This is a genomic window from Streptomyces sp. N50 (assembly GCF_033335955.1).
Classification (GTDB): domain Bacteria; phylum Actinomycetota; class Actinomycetes; order Streptomycetales; family Streptomycetaceae; genus Streptomyces.
Map to the genome: position 1 here is coordinate 606,233 of NZ_CP137549.1, position 17,524 is coordinate 623,756.

Genomic DNA, 17,524 nt, shown 5'->3' on the forward strand with positions numbered 1-17,524 from the left:
GGGTCCAACTCGGCGCCGGTCAGCGCTGGTTGACGGTGCCCAGGGCGCTCAGACCCTGGATGAAGTAGCGCTGGGCGACGAAGAAGACGATCAGCGGCGGGAGCATGTAGAGCAGGTTGGTGGCCATGTAGAGGTTCCAGTCCGGGGTCTGTCCCGCGAACTGGGTCACGAAGGAGGCCATCCCCACGCTCAGCGGCCACTTCTGGGACGAGTACAGGTAGATCAGCGGGTTGAGGTAGTCGTTCCAGGACATCTGGAAGGCCAGGATTGACATCGTTATCCAGGCGGGCTTCGTGATCGGCAGCATCACGCTGAAGAAGATCCGGACGTGTCCCGCGCCGTCGACCTTGGCCGCCTCGTCGATGGAGTGCGGGATCGACAGGAAGTACTGCCGGGCCAGGAAGATGAAGAGCGGATTGCCGCCGAGGAAGGCCGGGACGATCAGCGGCAGCCAGGTGTCGTACCAGCCGATGTCCTTGAAAAGTTGGAACAGCGGAATGATGCCGACCACCGGGGGCAGCAGCATGCTCCCGACGAAGACGTAGAACCACACCTTCCGGCCGGGGAAGTGCAACCGGGCCAGAGCGTAGCCCGCCATCATCGACGTCATCACCCCGCCGATCACCGAAAGCCCGGTGATGACAAGGGAGTTGAGCAGCAGGCGCGGGAAGTGGATGACCTTCGGGCCGTCGATGAAGTTCTTGAAGTGGAACTCGTGCGGCAGCAGTTTCGGCGGAACCTCGAAGACCGCCGAGGGGCCCTTCAGCGCGACGGTCAGCATCCACAGAATGGGCAGGATCATCACCGAGCTGATCAGCAGCGCGGTGGCGTACCAGGTTGCTCTGCGTACGGCCCTGCCGGGCGGCTTCGTCGGTGGGGCGGCCGGTGTCGGCGCGGTCGTCGGCGCCCTGGTGACGTCAGGAGACGTGGTCACTGTAGGTCCAAATCGACGAGAAGCGGGCGGTGGCGGCGATCACGACGACGAGGACGAGGAACAGCACCCACACCTGGGCGGAGGCATAGCCGAACTGGGAGACCTGCCCGAGCCGGGGGAAGCCGTTGTCGTAGATCGACAGCATCAGCGTCCTGGTGCTGAACCCGGGACCGCCCTGGTTGTCCGGCGAGAGGATCTTCGGCTGGTTGAACGCCTGGAGGGCCGTCACCATCTGGAGGACCACCTGGAGGATCATGATCGGGCTGATCAGCGGCAGGGTGATCCGGAAGAACACCGTGCGGGGTCCCGCACCGTCGAGCCTGGCCGCCTCGTACAGCTCGGTGGGGACCGCCTGGAGCGCGGCGAGAAAGATGATCATCGTGGAGCCGACGCTCCACAGCATGACGATCACGATCGACGGCATCGCCGAGTCGTCGCCGGACAGCCACTCACTGGTGGGCAGGTGGAACCACTTCAACACCTGGTTGGCCAGGCCGACTTGGGGGTTGAAGACGAACTTCCAGAGCGTGATGGTGGCCACCACGGGCAGCACGACCGGCAGATAGCACAGGGTGCGCAGCAGGCCGACGCCCCGCATCCGCTGGTTGCAGAACACCGCCAGGGCCAGCCCGATGGCCAGCGACAACGGCACGTACAGCACGACGAGCAGCAGCGTGGCGCGCACCGAGGGCCAGAAGGACGGGTCGGTGGTGAACATGCGGTGGAAGTTGTCCAGGCCGACGAACTTGGGGTCCGTCAGGCCGTTGTAGGTGGTCAGCGCGAAGTAGCCGGACCGGAACAGCGGGTAGACGACGAACGCCGTGAAGCCGATGAGCGCCGGGGCCAGGAACACATACGCGGCCAGGGTGTCCGAGGGCCGCTTCGGCGCTCGTCGCCAGGGGAGTCCGAGGCGTCCCTGAATCCCCCGGCCGGGCGGCCTGTCCACGGGCGGTACGGCGGTTCGCGTCTCTTGGTGCGGAGCGGCTGTCACACGCGCTCACCTTCTTCCTCCGAGGAGTTGACGATCACTCGGATCGCGCGGACCCGACCGTCTGGTGGTCGTCGGCCCGCTCAAGGTAACGTTTCCATTCCCTGGCGATCACACGGTGGCGCACGCCACATGAGGGAGTCAAGAGGCGCGATGGTAACGTTTCCCGGATCAACATCCGGAACAGTGTGGGCAGTTCCGGAGTCGCTGAGCACGCTCGGGCGACGGCTGGCCGGCGAGTTGCGGGGTGGTCCGGCGGGGGACATCGTCGAGCGGTGCCTGACCAACACGTGGGCTACGGCGATGAGTTGGGGGGCTTCGTCGGACCGGTTGCCGGACAGGTCGTCGAGGGGTCTGCCGGTCGGCGTATCCGACGCGTCGTCAGAGGTCTTCGTCAAGACGGGCGACATCCCCGCGATGTGGCTGCGGGACAGCACGGCGCAGGTCAGGCCCTACCTCGCCGCGGCCACGGACCCGGAGGTCGGTGACGTGCTGGCCGCCGTCTCGCGCCGCCAGATCCGCTGCGTCCTCCTGGACCCGTACGCCAACGCGTTCAACGACGGCCCCACCGGCGCGCACGGTGAACCCGGCGATCTGCCCACGCCGGGCGACTGGGTGTGGGAGCGCAAGTACGAACTCGACTCCCTCTGCGCGCCGTTGCAGCTCGCGTACGCGCTCCGGCGGGCGACGGGCCGCGAGGACCATCTCGACGAGGCGTTCCACCGCGCCGCCTGGCTGATCGTACGGCTGTGGCGGGCCGAGCAGTCCCACGCGCACTGGCCCTACCGGTTCGTCCGGCCCTCCGGCCCCTTCGCCGGTGACAGTCTGCCCCTCAACGGCCGTGGCGCGCCGGTCGGTTGGACCGGCATGACCTGGTCGGGCTTCCGGCCGAGCGACGACGCGTGCGCCCATGGCTACCTTGTCCCGGCCAACGCGCTGGCGTCGACGAGCCTGCACGGCCTGGCCGAACTCGCCGCGGCCGTCCTCGACGACACCGAACTCGCCCATGAGTGCTGGCGGTTGGCCGACGAGATCGACGCCGGGATCCTGGCGCATGCGGTGACCGAGGTCGACGGCACCTCCATCCTTGCCTACGAGGTCGACGGCCTCGGCGCGGCCCTGCTCTGCGACGACGCCAACCTCCCGAGCCTGCTGAGCCTGCCCTTGAGCGGCTGGTGCACACCCGAGGACCCGCTGTACCGGACGACCCGGCGCTTCGCGCTCTCCGAAGCCAACCCCTCGTATTTCAGCGGGAGTCACGCGTCCGGGATCGGCAGTACGCACACGCCTGACCGGCACATCTGGCCGCTGGCGATCGCCACCGCCGGTCTGACGGGCAGCGCGGACGAGGCGGCGCGGGCCCTGGAGACCCTGGCCGCCACCACCGCCGGTACCGGTCTGATGCACGAGAGTTTCCATGTCGACGCGCCCGGCCGGTTCACGCGGGACTGGTTCGGGTGGGCGAATGCGATGTTCTGCGAGCTCGCGCTGGAGGTGTGTGGAGGCGGGGTACGGCAATTCTTTCCGGTACATCCGCGGGCGTTGCCCGGCGGGTCGGGGGCGGGCGGCGAGCCCGCGTGACACTGGGGGTGCTGGGGGTGCTGGGGGTGCTGGGCGACCCTACCGGTGGAAGTGATGTCGCCCCTCCGTGTCCAGCCCGGGCGTACCGCACGCATGCCGCGCCGGCCATGCGACCTGTCGCGGGCGACGACTCGCCCGCGACAGGTCGGGACTCCGTGGGGCGGGATCAGAACTGGTTCTCGCCGCCGTTGACGTGCAGGGTGGTGCCGAGCACGAAGCTGCTGTCCGCGGAGGCGAGGAAGGCCACCGCGGCGGCGACCTCCTCCGGGCGCCCCCTGCGGCCGATCGGCACTCCCGCCGCGAGTTCCGCCTTGACGGCGGCCGCGTTCTCCTCGCCGATGGCGATGTCGACTCCGGGGGTGTCGATCGCGCCCGGCGCGACCGTGTTGACGCGGATGCCCCTGCCCTTCAGCTCGTTGGCCCAGGTCCGTGCGAGGGACCGGACCGCGGCCTTCGACGCCGCGTACAGGCCGAAGGCCTCCCGGCCGTCGTCGGCGCGAATGGAGTCGTTGAAGATCACCGAGGCGCCGTCGTTGAGGAGCGGCAGCGCCTTCTGCACGGTGAGCAGTGTGCCCCGGACGTTGACGCCGAACATCTGGTCGAACTGTTCCCCGGTGGCCTGCGCCAACGGCGCGAGCGTGGCCATGCCCGCGTTGGCGAAGAGCACGTCCAGGCCCCGGCCGCGTTCACGGACCGCGTCGTACAGCCGGTCCAGGTCGGCCGGCTCCACTATGTCGCCCGGCACCGCGGTGACCGCGGAACCGATCGACTCGACGGCCCAGTCGAGCACGTCCTTGCGTCGGCCGGTGATGAACACATGGGCACCCTCGGACGCCAGCCGCGCGGCGGTGGCCAGGCCGATTCCCGTGCTTCCGCCGGTGACAACGGCGGTCTTGCCTTCCAGCTGTCCCATCACTTGAACTCCCGAAACTTAGATACCGATCGGTGCAGAATGGAACCGTAGCACTTCTGCACCGATCGGTATCCAGGACGTAGGATGGGGTCATGGAGATCACCCGGAAAGCGCCCATCGGCCGGCCGAGAGGCTTCGACGCCGACGAGGCCCTGGAGCGAGCGATGACGGTCTTCTGGGAGCAGGGCTACGAAGGCGCCAGCCTGACGGACCTGACCCGCGCCATGGGCATCACCCGCAAGAGCATGTACGCGGCCTTCGGCAACAAGGAGGAGCTGTTCCGAAAGGCCCTGGAGCGCTACACCGACGGTCCTGCCGCCTATGCGGCCCGCGCGCTGGAGAAGCCGAGCGCCCGTGAGGTGGCCACGGCGTTCCTCGCCGGCGCCGTCAACACGACCACCCGCCCCGACTGCCCCGCCGGGTGCCTGGGCGTGCAGGGCTCACTGGCCGCCGGCGACTCCGGACGGGCGGCCCAGGACGCGCTGATCGCGTGGCGCGACGACGGCCGCGCTCGCCTCCGCCACCGGTTCCAACAGGCCGTCGACGAGGGTGATCTGCCCCCGGGCGCGGACCCGGAACTGCTCGCCCGATACCTCATGACCGTGGGGAACGGCATCGCCGTCCAGGCCGTCGGCGGTGCCACCCGCTGCGAACTCCAGCGGGTGGCCGACGCGGCACTGCGGAACTGGCCACCCGTCTGACAGCAGGTGCCCGTGGGAGCGTGCCGGCCACCCGAGGCGAGGAACCGCGCCCGCAATCTGGCCTCAGGGCGTGATGGTCAAACTGCCGTAGTCCGAAAGGTTGGTGAGGTTGGCCTGGCCGAGGGTGGTCGCGCCGGTCGTGCTGCCCGGCATCACGATGTGGCTCAGGGCCACGCCGGAAATGGGCGCGCCGGGAAGGCCGTTGACGCGTGCGGCGGTCGTACCGGCGTTGCGGACGCGGACGTTGGAGATCGTGACGCCGGTGACCGGGCCGATGCCGGCCGTGCTGCCGGTCATCATGGCGAGCCAGGTCCGGTTGCCGTCGTTGCTGAAGCTGAGCCGCTCGATGTCGATGTCGTCGAACTTGAGGTTCGTCGCGGCCGCCGTCCCGTACTTGTGGTGGACGCCGATGCCGACGGCCGCGTCGTAGACGACGACGTGCTGGAAGGTGACCCTGTTCTGCGACTCGTAGACGCCCTGGCCGACCTTGACGCCGTAGCAATAGGTCCAGGAGACAAGGTCGTTGAAGGTGACGTTGTCCAGCGGGCGCGGGGTGCCGGGGACCGAGCTGTAGATGTCGGCGCCGGCGGGCCAGGTCTTGGTGCTGAACGGGTCGTCGAGGCCGATGCCGATCGCGTGGTCGACGGTGACGTTCGTGGACTCCATGACGTCGATGCCGTCGTTCTCGCCCATGTCGAACCTGTTGAACAGCTTGATGTCGCGGAAGGTCAGGTCCGAGGAGCGCAGTGGGATGACCGCCCAACTGCTGGACTCCCGGAAGGTGATGCCGTCGACCGTGAAGCCACTCGTGTAGATCGGGGCGAGAAGGTTCACGCCGAGGTTGGAGGGCGCGAGCGCGGCCTGGCCGTTGCCGTCGATGATGCCGCGGCCGTAGATCTTGATGTTCGTCGAGGAGTACCGGGTGGAGATGAACCAGGTGAGGTCGCGGCCCTGGGAGGTCTTGTGTCCGGTCACCACGTAGTGGCCGGCCTCGCCCGTGTAGCGGAGGACCGCGCCGGGAGCGAGATAGAACGCGAGGTTGCTCCGCAGGTAGAGGTTGCCGAGGGTGTAGACGCCGGCCGGTACGTACACGATGCCCTGCGTGCCGTTCGCGGAGCCGTACGCGGCGGCGTCATCGAGGGCGTTCTGGAAGGGAGTTGTGGTGTAGGCGCCGGTGTTCGGCTGAGCCGAGTAGGGCGCGCTCCGCACGTTGAAGATGCCGGTGCCGCTGGTCGCCGGGCGGTCGGTCTCGGCCGGGTCGGCGGCGATGACCAGGTTGGGGCGGCCGTCAAGCTTGACGATCAGGTACTCGTCGTTCTGGACGGTGAAGGTCAGGGTCGGGCCGCTGACGGTTCCCGTGATGCCCAGCTTCTGCGGGCTGATGCTGTACGCGCCGATCGCCGTGTTGTTGAGCTTCGTCACGGAGATGGTGGCCGTGCCTGTCCCCAGGGCGAGTTGGGCGATGTCGTACCCGGTGTACTTGGTGACCGGCACGGACGTGCCGTTGACGGTCAACCTGTAGTCGGTGGACGCCGGGTAGATGGAGGGGACCGGGTACGCTGACACGGTGCCCGCCGCGGCCTGTGCGGGCTGCGGGGCGCCGACGAGTGCCGCGACGCCGAGCAGGAAGGCCGTCAACACGAGGGCCAGGGGGCGCAGTACGCGCTTGTCGGTTCTGTCGGCCGCGGTCGACAGCCGTCTGCGGGCCGCGATCAACGGCCGACTCGTCGACGATCTCATCCGGGGTCCTCCTGTGGTCACATCGGTGGGGGCACGTAAGACGGGATGGAAACGTTGCCAGTGACATGACCACACTAATGGTCTGGACCGCAGACGCCTATGCGCTGTGCCGGGCCGGCGTCACTCCCTTGTCACCTCAGGACGAACCTCCGTCGCCCGGGACTCAACTCCCGCAAACAGAACGGCGATCCCTCGGTCCGCTCCCGAATCGCTGCCATATTCGAGAACCACTTCGGAGGTGGCTGTGACGCTAGAGGCGACAACATCCCTGACGGCAGTGACACCCGCGGCGGACGGGACCGCCGGACGCATCGGCGATCTGGAAGACCGTCGGGCGCAGGCAGTTGCCACGGCCGCGCCGAGAAGACAGGGCGCGCTCGGTGCTCGGGAGCGCATCGAACGGCTGCTGGACGCGGGCTCGTTCGCGGAGACGGGCGGATTCGTGCGGGCCCGTACCGTCGGGGACGGCGCCCAACGCCCTTACGGGGACGGGGTCGTGACCGGGTACGGCACGGTCGACGGACGGCCGGTGTGCGTGTTCGCGCAGGACTCCACGGTCTTCGGCGGCAGCATGGGCGAGGCCTTCGGCGAGAAGACCGTGGCCCTCATGGAGCTGGCCCTGAAGACCGGCTGCCCGGTCGTCGGCCTCAACGACTCCGGCGGCGCCCGCATCCAGGAGGGCGTCAACTCCCTCGCGCTCTACGCGGAGTTGGTGCGCCGGAACGTGAAGGCGTCCGGGGTGATCCCGCAGATCTCCGTCGTCCTGGGCCCGTGTGCGGGCGGTGCCGCGTACTCCCCCGCGATCACCGACTTCACCGTGATGGTGGACGGCGCCTCGCACATGTTCGTCACCGGCCCGGACGTCATCGAGGCGGTCACCGGTGAACGCACCACCGCCGAGGAGCTGGGCGGCGCCCGCACCAGCAACTCGGTGAACGGCAACGCCCACTTCCTCGCCGCCGACGAGGGCGACGCGCTCGACACCGTACGCGACCTGCTGTCGTACCTTCCCGCCAACAACCTTGAGCGGCCACCGGAGTTCGCACCCGGCTCGGTCGCCGACGGCGCCCCGCTCGACGAGATCGTGCCCGACCGGCTCGGGCAGGCCTACGACATGCGGGACATCCTGCACGCGGTCGTCGACGACGGTGAACTCCTGCACGTCCAGGAGCTGTTCGCGCCGAACATCATCTGCGCGCTGGCCCGGGTCGAGGGGGCGAGTGTCGGGATCGTCGCCAATCAGCCGCTGCATTTCGCCGGTGTCCTCGACATCGACGCCTCGGAGAAGGCCGCGCGGTTCGTACGGTTCTGCGACGCGTTCGGCATCCCGCTGCTGACCTTCGCCGACGTCCCCGGGTATCTCTCCGGTGTCCGCCAGGAGCGCGGCGGCATCATCCGGCGCGGCGCCAAACTCCTCTACGCGTACGCCGAGGCGACCGTCCCGAAGGTCACCGTGGTGGTACGCAAGGCATACGGCGGCGGGTACGCGGTGATGGGTTCCAAGCATCTCGGCGCGGACGTCAACCTCGCCTGGCCCACGGCCCGTATCGCCGTCATGGGTGCCGAGGGTGCCGTCGGCGTGCTGCACCGGCGCCAACTCGCCGCCGCGGCCGACCCGGAGGCGCTGCGGGCCGACCTCGTCGCCGCGTACGAGTCGACGCACGGGACGCCGTACCTCGCCGCCGAGCGCGGGTACGTCGACGACGTGATCGCCCCGCGCGACACCCGCGCCCATGTCAGCCGCGCCCTGCGCGCACTGCGTGGCAAGCGCGCCCCGATGCCGGAGCGGCGGCACGGCAACATCCCGCTCTGACCGCCCTGTTCACCTCGTTCACCCTCGTCAGCCGACACCGCGATGTTCCGTGATGTGAGGAGTCACGCCCGATGGACAGCCGCCGCCCCCCGCTCTCACCCGCGTACCGGACTCTGCCCGAGTACGTGCGGCACTGGGCCGAAGTCACCCCGGACCGCCGGGCGTTCACGTTCGTCGACCATCCCGCCCCCGACTCCCGTGGCGTGCACCGCACTCTGACCTGGCAGCGTCTGGATCTGCGGGTACGGGCACTGGCCGCCCGGATCGCCGAGCACGCCGAACCCGGGGCGCGGGTCGCCCTGTTGTGCCCGCAGGGGACGGACTACATCACGGGTTTCCTCGCGGCGCTGACGGCCGGGACTGTCGCCGTCCCGCTGTATCCGCCCGGCCTGCCAGGTCAAGGCGACCGTCTGGTCGGGGTGTTGGGTGACGCGCGTCCGTCGGTCGTGGTGACCACGGGCCGTGCCCTGCCCGAGGTGACGGACTTCTGCGAGCGCGCGCAGGTCACAGTCCTCGCGGCGGACCAGGTACCGGACTCCGCTGCCCTCAACTGGCAGGCCCCCGCGCCGGATTCGGCCGCGACCGCCTACCTCCAGTACACCTCCGGCTCCACCCGCGCTCCGGCCGGTGTGGAGATCACGCACGGGAACGTCGTCGCCAACGCCCGCCAGGCGCTTGCCGCTTACGGTGCCGACGCGCATCCGATGACGTGCGTCGGATGGCTGCCGCTCTACCACGACATGGGGCTGGTGCTGAGCGTCGCGGCACCGGTCGTACGCGGCCTCCTGTCGGTGCTCATGGACCCGGCCGCGTTTCTGCACGAACCGGCGCGCTGGCTGCGGCTGTTGGCCGCGCATCCGCAGGCGCTGAGTGCCGCGCCCAACTTCGCCTACGACTACTGCGCCTCCGCCGTCACCGGGGCGCAGAAGGAGGGGCTGCGGCTGGACGGAGTCGCCGCGCTGATCAACGGCAGCGAACCCGTCCGGCCCGGCACCGCCGACCGTTTCCAGGCCGCGTTCGCCGCGCAGGGACTCGCGGCGGAGGTGCACTGTCCGTCGTACGGGCTCGCCGAGGCCACGGTCTTCGTCAGCGCCGCCCGGCCCGGCCGCCCGCTCGGCCGCTTCGCCCTCGACCGCGACGCGCTCGCCGCCGGGAAGGCCCTGCCCGCACGGCCCGAGGACCCGCGAGCCGTGCTACTGGCCGCCTGTGGAAAGCCAGTTGGGCAGCGGGTGCGCATCGTCGATCCGGTCGCCCACGCGGTGCTGGCCGAGGGGGAGGTCGGGGAGATCTGGGTGCAGGGTCCCAATGTGGGGCGCGGCTACTGGAACAACTCCGCGCAGACCGAGCGCGTCTTCGGCGCCACGCTCGGCGAGGAGGCGCCGGGCAGTTGGCTGCGCACCGGCGACCTCGGGACCGTGCTGGAGGGGCAGTTGATCGTCACCGGCCGGCTCAAGGACCTCATCGTGATCGACGGCCGCAACCACTATCCGCAGGATGTGGAGGCCACCGCCCAGGACGCCCATCACGCCGTACGACGCGACCGGCTCGCCGCGTTCGGCGTGCCGGGCGGCGCGGGTGGCGCGGGCGAGCGGGTGGTGGTCGTCGCCGAGCACCCGCGTACGACCAGCCTCGCGGACATCGACGTACCGGCCCTGACGCAGGCCGTACGCGCGGCCGTCTCCGCCCGGCACGGGCTGCGGCTCGCCGACGTCGTCCTCGTCGCACCGGGCACGGTCCCCCGCACCTCCAGCGGCAAGGTGTCCCGGGCCCTGACCCGCACCCGCTATCTGGAGGGCGCCTACGCGGCGGAGACCGCCGTATGACGACCGCCGACACGAGAGCGCTGCTGCGCCGCCGGATCGCGGAACGGGTCGCCGAGTGGAACAACACCCCTGTGGACGACGTCCCGTTGGACCGCCCCTTGGCCGAGCTCGGCATGTCCTCGCGGGACGCGGTCGTGCTGGCGGGCGAGTTGTCCTCGCTGACGGGCCACGAGTTGCCGGCGACCCTGCTGTGGGAGGCGCCGACCGTGGACGCGCTGGTGGAGCGGGTGTGCGGTACGGCCATGCGAACTGCCGTACAGGCGAACCCTGTTGCCGCGGCACCCGGTGAGCCCGTGGCGGTCATCGGCGTCGGCTGCCGACTGCCGGGCGGGGTGCGCGGCCCTGCCGACTACTGGCGTCTGCTCATCGACGGCGTCGACGCGATCAGCCGCGCCCCCGAGGACAGACGGGCCGACTTCACGGCGTTCCCGCCACCCGAAACGCCTTTGTACGGCGGCTACTTGGACGACATCGCGGGGTTCGACGCGGACTTCTTCCGCATCACCCCGCGCGAGGCCGCGGTGATGGACCCCCAGCAACGCATCCTTCTGGAGGTCGTCCGCGAGACCCTCGACCACGCCGCCGTGCCCGCACCTTCCTTGGCGGGTACGGCCACCGGCATCTACGTCGGCGTCTCGGCCCCGGAGTACGGACAGCTCACCGGCGCCGACGCGAACGCCGTCGACCCGTGGGCCCCGGCGGGCGCGGCACTCAGCGTGACGGCGGGCCGACTGGCGTACGTGCTGGACACCCACGGCCCTAACATGGCGGTGGACACGGCCTGTTCGTCCTCACTCGTCGCATTGCACCAGGCGTGCGTCAGCCTCCGCACCGGCGAGACCGACACGGCGATCGCCGCCGGAGTCAACGTCCTCCTCTCCCCCGTCGTCGGCGTCGCCTTCGAACGAGCGGGCGCCCTCGCCCCGGACGGCCGCTGCAAGCCCTTCTCCACGGCGGCCGACGGAATCGGTCGCGGTGAGGGCTGCGCGGCGGTGCTGCTGAAGCGGCTGTCCGACGCGGAACGGGACGGCGACCGTGTCCTCGCGGTCATCCGCGCGACCGCCGTCAACTCCGACGGCCGCTCCAACGGGCTGCTCGCCCCCAACCCGGCTGCCCAGCAAGCCCTGTTGACCACCGCGTACGCACGGGCCGGACTCACCCCGGCCCACATCGACTACGTCGAGGCGCACGGCACCGGCACCCCGCTCGGCGACCCGATCGAGGCGGGCGCCCTCGGCGCGGTGCTGGGCGCGGGCCGTGACCCCGAACAGCCGTTGCTGCTCGGCTCGGTGAAGGGGAACCTCGGTCACCTGGAATCCGCGGCGGGCATCACCGGCCTGGTGAAGACGGTCCTCGCCCTCCACCACGACCTGGTCCCGCCCTCGCTGCACGGCACCTCCCTCGACGACGCACGGCTGCGCGTCGTCACCGAGCCCGAACCATGGCCCCGCTATGGCGGTACGGCCACCGCCGGCATCTCGGGTTTCGGGTTCGGCGGCACCAACGCCCATGCGGTGGTGGAGGAATGGCGGCCTGCTGTCCTCCGTGGCGAGGAGCCGGCCGCCCGCCTTCACCTCCTCTCCGACGTCGACACCGAGCGGGTCCGCGACACCGCGTCCCGTCTCGCCGCGTGGCTTCGCACGCCCGAAGGGAGCGCCGCCCGTCCGGCCGACGTGGCGCGCACGCTCGCCGGACGGGCCGGGCGCGGTCCTGTACGCGCTGCGGTCGTCGCGCGCGACGGGGGTGAACTGGCCGATGCGCTGGACGCGTTGGCGCAGGGTTCCAGCCCGGATGCGCGGGTGGTGACCGGTGACCGTGATCTCGTAGGGCGGGGTCCGGTCTGGGTGTTCTCGGGATACGGCAGCCAGTGGACCGGCATGGGGTGCCAACTGCTCCTGGAGGAACCGGCATTCGCCGCCGCCGTGGAGAAGCTGGACGCGCAGGTGGCCGACGTGTTCGGCTTCTCCCTGCACGAACACCTGGTCTCCGCCGGGGATCTCGACCGGCTGGATGTCGCTCAACCCGTCCTGTTCGGCGTCCAGTTGGCACTCGCCGAGCTGTGGCGGTCGTACGGCGTGGAGCCTGTCGCGGTGATCGGGCACTCCCTGGGCGAGGTGGCCGCCGCCGTCTGCGCGGGCGCGCTGGATGTGGCGGACGCGGCCCGGGTCGTCGCAGTACGGGCTCGGCTACTCGCTGGACTTCAGGGTGGCGCGATGGCCGTCGTAGACCTGGATGACGGTGAACTGGCATCCCTGGAGCGGGACTTCCCGGGTGTGCATGTCGCCGTCCATTCCTCGCCACGGCAGAAGGTCGTCACCGGTGACGAGATGGCGGTCGCCCGGCTGATGCGCGCGCTGGAGGAGCGAGGGCGTGCCGCCCGCGTCATGCGGGTCGTCGGCGCCGGGCACTCACCTCAGGTGGACCCGCTGTTGCCGGAACTGACCGAGGTCCTCGGGGACGTCAAGGGTCGGCCGCCACGTATCCCCGTCTACTCCACGGTCCTCGAAGACCCGCGCGGCGCCTGCCAGTTCGACGCCGATCACTGGGCCGCCAATCTGCGTCGGCCGGTACGCCTGGACCGGGCCCTCGGCGCCGCCGCGGCGGACGGTCACACCGCCTTCGTGGAGATCTCGCCGCATCCGGTCCTGGCCAGGTCCATCGCCGACAACGTGCCCGGCGCCCTCACCGTCGGAACGTTGCGGCGCGACGCGGACGGATCCGCCGCGTTCCTGAAGGAGTTGGGGGCCTTGTACGCGGCGGGACTTGACCTCCCACTGCCGGACGGCCGGGTCGTCGACCTCCCGGCACCGCGCTGGCGGCACGTCCGGTACTGGTGGACCGACGGCCGAACTCCCCTCACCGCGGCGCCCGACGCACACCGTTGGGCCGAGCCGACCCCGGCCGCCGACAACTCGGTATCCGCCCGCGTCAGCCACCACATCGCCACCGTCACCGGCCATCCAGCGGCCCGTATCACCCCCACCACGGAACTGACGGACCTCGGCCTCGACTCCCTCATGGCTGTCCGTATCCGTACCGCCCTGCAACGCGACTTCGGTGTCGAGCTGCACCTGCGCGATTTGTTCGACGCTGAAACAGTCGCCGAAGTGGCGGACCGGATAGGCCAGTTGACCGACTCGCCGTCCCGTCCCTCTCCCCTCTTCCTCTTCCACGCCGCCGGCGGGACCACCGACGTCTACCGCGCACTCGGCGAACGCCTCGGCGAGGACCGGCCGGTGCACGGACTGGACCGGATCGAGGACGCCCACACCGTCTCCGAGAAGGCTCGCCGCTACGCCAAGGCGATCACCACCGCTCATCCCAACGGGCCGTGTGTGCTTGCCGGTTGGTCCTTCGGCGGATTCGTGGCGCAGGAGACTGCCCGCCAACTCACCGCCGCCGGACGGGACGTCGAACTCGTCGTGCTCATCGACTCCGTGCGGCCTCTCCCCCGACCCGACAGCGTGCGCACACAGCTCACGGGCTTCGCCCAGCACATCGCCGACACCTACGGTGTCCAACTCCCCCTGCCCTACGACGAACTCGTGGCGTTGGACGACGACCACGAGCGCATCGACCGCGTGCTGCGCACCCTGCGCGGGGTCGTGAAAGTGCCGCCCGCCGCGCTGGAGCACCAGCGTGCCTCGTACCTGGATCTGCGGATCGGCGAGGCGCATCGACCGGCCCGGTACGAGGGGCCGGTGGTGCTGTACCGGGCCACCGAACCGGCGCCGCACACCGTGCGTGACCCGGCGTACGAACGGGACGACGACGCGCTCGGCTGGGACGAGGTGTGCCCGCGGCTGACGGTCGTACCGGTGTCGGGGCACCACCTGTCGCTGCTCGACCCGCCGTACGTCGACGAGATCGCCGCCCATCTGCGGCGGGTGCTCGCCTCGCCGGAGGGACCCGCCGAACCAGCCTGAGGAGCCGCCATGCCGCACCACCACCCCCACGGGATGTCCCGCCGTGCCGTCACAAGGGCCGGCGCGGCCACGGGACTTGCCGTCCTGTTCGGTGCCACGGCCGCCGTTGGCCGGGCCCGGGCCGCGACGCGGATCTCGGCGCGGACGTTCGACGTGTCCGTGTCCTCGCCCGCGCTGGGCCGCAGCGCGCCGGTGCGGGTGATCCTGCCGTCGGACTTCGCCGCGCAGCCCGGGCGGACGTATCCCGTGCTGTATCTGCTGCACGGGGCGCACGACGACTACACGTCCTGGACGCGGGAGACGGACATCGAGGCCTTCACCGAGGGCCGCGATCTGATCGTGGCGATGCCGGACGCGGGGCCGACCGGCATCCCGAGCGCGTGGCGGGACGGTCCCGACTACGAGACCTTCCAACTCACCGAGGTTCCTACGCTGTTGGCGCGCGACTACCGGGCGTCCGGGGTGCGGGCCGTCGCCGGGGTGTCCACCGGGGGCTACGGCGCGATGGCGCACGCGGCCCGTCACCCGGGCGCGTTCACCGCAGCCGCGTCGTACAGCGGCATCCTCGACACCACGGCCCCCGGGGTGCCCTCGCTGGTGGACGCCATCGTGGCGCGCGAGAACCTGGCGCCGCGCTCCCTGTGGGGCAATCCCCTTCTGGACCTGCTGACTTGGCAGGCCGCCAATCCGCGCGCCCGGGCCGGCGGGCTGCGCGGGACGCCCTTGTACGTGTCCAACGGCAGTGGTGTGGCCGGGGGTTCGGGTGACTGGCTGCCCGAGGCGCTGGAGAGTCTGCTGTGGCCCTCCGCGCACAGTTTCACCGGTGTTCTCGCCCTGCTCGGCATTCCGGTGACCACGCACTTCTACTCGGGAGGAGGTCACAGCTGGGCCTACTGGAAAGGGGAGTTCACCACCTCGTGGCCGATGCTCGCCGGTGCGCTGGGGCTGCCGGAGTGATGTCGGTGCAGCCGGGGCACGGAACGGAGCGCAGGGGACGACCGTCCAACACGGGACGTCCCCCTCGTCCCACGGGCACCAGTCCGTGGGCGAGCCGCCTCCGGGGGAAAGGAGTGTCCGTCGTGGCTGTCCCCACCCCGCGCGGAGTACCCACCGAGCCCGGAACCGCATCGGTTCCACCCGACCTGGCCGAACTGCTGCGCGCCCAACTCCCCGCCGTCTCCGACGAGGTGGAGGACGTGGTGCGCAGACAGGTCCCCGAGTACGCGCGCCCGGCCGACGGGACGTACCGCGAGAACCTCAGATCCGGGGTGGTGCAGGCACTCACCCTGTTCGTCGACCACATCGCGGACCCGCACGGCCAGAACGCCGCGATGGCGGCGGCGTACTACGAGGAACTCGGGCGCGGCGAGGCCCTGGAGGGCCGCAGCCTGGAGGCGTTGCAGTCGGCGATCCGCGTCGGCGGGCTGCACGCGTGGCGGCTGATGGGGCGTACGGCGGAGGAACTCGGCCTGGATTCGGCGGTGGTGGCCGCGCTGGGCGAGCTGGCGTTCCGGACCGTGCACGAGGTCGCGGAGGCGGCCGCCGCCGGATACGCGGAGGCGCAGTCGCGCAGCACGGACGAGGTGGAGCGGCGACGCCGACGGCTGCTCGAACTCCTGCTGGGCGAGGGGCCGGTGGCCCCGGAAGCGTTGCAGGACCTGGCGCACGGGGCGCGCTGGCGGGTGCCCTCGCGGGTCGCCGTCATCGCGCTGGCGGGCCCGGCGGACCCGCGCGCGGAGGACCGGCCGCCGGCGATGCCGGGCGCGCTGGCGGACATGGAGTCGCGTCCGCCCCGCGTGCTGGTGCCGGACCCGGAGGGCTACGGCCGGTTCGGCGGGCGGTCGTTCGTCCTCGGCCTGGGCGGCCGTCCGGCGGCGATCGGTCCTACGGTCCCGGTCGCCGAGGCCGCGCGGTCCTTGCGCTGGGCCACGCGGGCGCTGGGGCTGATGGGGCGCGGGGTGCTGCCCCGGCAGGGCGTGGTGCTGTGCGCCGACCATCTGTCGACGCTGTTGCTTCACAGCGACGAACCGCTGCTCGCCCAGCTGGAGTTACGGGCCCTGGCGCCGCTCGACGCCGCCTCCGAGGGCCAACGCCCGCGGCTGGCCGAGACGTTGCTCGCCTGGCTGCTCTCCGGCAGCAACGTCCCCGATGTCGCCGCCCGGCTCCACATCCACCCGCAGACGGTCCGCTATCGCCTGCGTCAGTTGGAGAAACTCTTCGGCGCGTCCCTGCACGACCCCGGCACCCGTCTCGATCTGATTCTCGCGCTGCGTTCGGCGGCATTGCGGGACGGAGACCCTGACGCACGAGGTGACCGCGACTCACGAGCCGACAAAAACAGAGAGAGTTTCTGAATTCCCGTCCATAACACCGGGTACGGGAACGCGAATACCTTCGGGACAGTCCTTTCCACAGGCGCTTCACGCGCCCCACCCTCAAAGGATTCCCATGCGTATTCGCTTATGCCTCGCCGCGCTCTCACTGGCCGGCGGGGCCGGGCTCGCCACCCTCTCCGCACCCACCGCGACGGCCGCCACCTGCTCGGACCTCGACGTCGTGGCGGCTCGCGGCACCTTCGAGCCGGGCACCCTCGGCCTGATCGTCGGCGACCCGGTGTTCTCCGCGCTCCAGAAGAAAATCACCGGAAAGACGCTCTCCAGCTACGCGGTGAACTATCCCGCCGACCTTTCCCTGACGTCCGCCGCGACGGGAAACGCCGATGTGGTGAACCACGTCAACGCGCAGGCCGCCGCGTGTCCGAATCAGCGTTTCATTCTCGTCGGCTATTCGCAGGGCGCGAACGTCGTCGACAACTCCATCGGAATCAGCAGCGACGGCGCGGTGGTCGGCAGCCCTATCGTGGCGACCATCCCCGCCGCGCTGGCACCGCGAGTCGCCGCGGTCCTGCTGTTCGGCAACCCGATCCGGGCCCTCGGCAAGAGCGTCACCGGCACGTACCAGAGCCGCACCATCGACTTCTGCGCCAACGGTGACCCGATCTGCCAGAACGGCGGAACCGACGTCCTGGCCCACCTCGGCTACACCTCCGACGCGGACGCGGCGGCCACGTTCGCCGCGGGCAAGGTCTGAGCCGTAGGAACGCAC

General features: G+C 70.6%; 12 protein-coding genes. 8 read left to right on the plus strand and 4 right to left on the minus strand.

Going from position 1 to position 17,524, the window contains the following annotated elements; genetic code table 11:
* Positions 1 to 19: 19 nt before the first annotated feature.
* A complete protein-coding gene (locus R2B38_RS02770) occupies positions 20 to 934 on the minus strand; it encodes a carbohydrate ABC transporter permease (RefSeq protein ID WP_318014777.1) in 915 nt (304 codons plus the stop codon).
* Positions 918 to 1,925 carry a sugar ABC transporter permease gene (locus tag R2B38_RS02775; protein ID WP_318014778.1) on the minus strand — a complete coding sequence of 336 codons (1,008 nt, stop codon included), beginning with the start codon at positions 1,923 to 1,925 and terminating at the stop codon, positions 918 to 920. Before R2B38_RS02775 ends, R2B38_RS02770 begins: the two co-directional genes overlap by 17 nt.
* Positions 1,926 to 2,108: 183 nt before the next feature.
* Between R2B38_RS02775 and R2B38_RS02780 the strand changes: the two genes are divergently transcribed.
* Positions 2,109 to 3,503 carry a glycoside hydrolase family 125 protein gene (locus R2B38_RS02780; protein ID WP_318014779.1) on the plus strand — a complete coding sequence of 465 codons (1,395 nt, stop codon included), beginning with the start codon at positions 2,109 to 2,111 and terminating at the stop codon, positions 3,501 to 3,503.
* Between the two features lie 166 nt (positions 3,504 to 3,669).
* Here the strand turns inward: R2B38_RS02780 and R2B38_RS02785 are convergent, their stop codons facing one another.
* Positions 3,670 to 4,416, minus strand: coding sequence for an SDR family NAD(P)-dependent oxidoreductase (locus R2B38_RS02785; RefSeq protein ID WP_318014780.1), 747 nt, complete (start codon positions 4,414 to 4,416; stop codon positions 3,670 to 3,672).
* Between the two features lie 92 nt (positions 4,417 to 4,508).
* Between R2B38_RS02785 and R2B38_RS02790 the strand changes: the two genes are divergently transcribed.
* A complete protein-coding gene (locus tag R2B38_RS02790; RefSeq protein WP_318014781.1) occupies positions 4,509 to 5,117 on the plus strand; it encodes a TetR/AcrR family transcriptional regulator in 609 nt (202 codons plus the stop codon).
* A 63-nt stretch (positions 5,118 to 5,180) separates the two neighbouring features.
* Here R2B38_RS02790 and R2B38_RS02795 read toward each other — a convergent pair whose 3' ends face one another.
* Positions 5,181 to 6,857, minus strand: a complete 1,677-nt coding sequence (locus tag R2B38_RS02795) for a glycosyl hydrolase family 28 protein (protein WP_318014782.1) — start codon at positions 6,855 to 6,857, stop codon at positions 5,181 to 5,183.
* Between the two features lie 277 nt (positions 6,858 to 7,134).
* Here R2B38_RS02795 and R2B38_RS02800 point away from each other — a divergent pair, with 277 nt between their 5' ends.
* The 6 genes from R2B38_RS02800 to R2B38_RS02825 all read left to right on the plus strand — a co-directional run bounded on the left by R2B38_RS02800 (position 7,135) and on the right by R2B38_RS02825 (position 17,509).
* On the plus strand, positions 7,135 to 8,670 hold the full coding sequence (locus tag R2B38_RS02800) for an acyl-CoA carboxylase subunit beta (protein WP_318014783.1): 1,536 nt from the start codon (positions 7,135 to 7,137) through the stop codon (positions 8,668 to 8,670).
* 71 nt (positions 8,671 to 8,741) lie between these two features.
* Positions 8,742 to 10,493 (plus strand): fatty acyl-AMP ligase, encoded by a 1,752-nt coding sequence (locus R2B38_RS02805; RefSeq protein ID WP_318014784.1) that lies wholly within the window; start codon positions 8,742 to 8,744, stop codon positions 10,491 to 10,493.
* Complete coding sequence (locus R2B38_RS02810) at positions 10,490 to 14,419, plus strand: type I polyketide synthase (protein ID WP_318014785.1); 3,930 nt, start codon at positions 10,490 to 10,492, stop codon at positions 14,417 to 14,419. The genes R2B38_RS02805 and R2B38_RS02810 overlap by 4 nt, the downstream gene beginning before the upstream one ends.
* A 9-nt stretch (positions 14,420 to 14,428) precedes the next feature.
* Complete coding sequence (locus tag R2B38_RS02815) at positions 14,429 to 15,376, plus strand: alpha/beta hydrolase family protein (protein WP_318014786.1); 948 nt, start codon at positions 14,429 to 14,431, stop codon at positions 15,374 to 15,376.
* Positions 15,377 to 15,498: 122 nt separating this feature from the next.
* Entirely contained in the window at positions 15,499 to 16,773 is a 1,275-nt protein-coding gene (locus tag R2B38_RS02820) for a helix-turn-helix domain-containing protein (RefSeq protein WP_318014787.1), read from the plus strand.
* A 94-nt stretch (positions 16,774 to 16,867) separates the two neighbouring features.
* Positions 16,868 to 17,509: a cutinase family protein gene (locus R2B38_RS02825; protein ID WP_318014788.1), complete on the plus strand. Its 642-nt coding sequence runs from the start codon at positions 16,868 to 16,870 to the stop codon at positions 17,507 to 17,509.
* Positions 17,510 to 17,524: the final 15 nt, after the last annotated feature.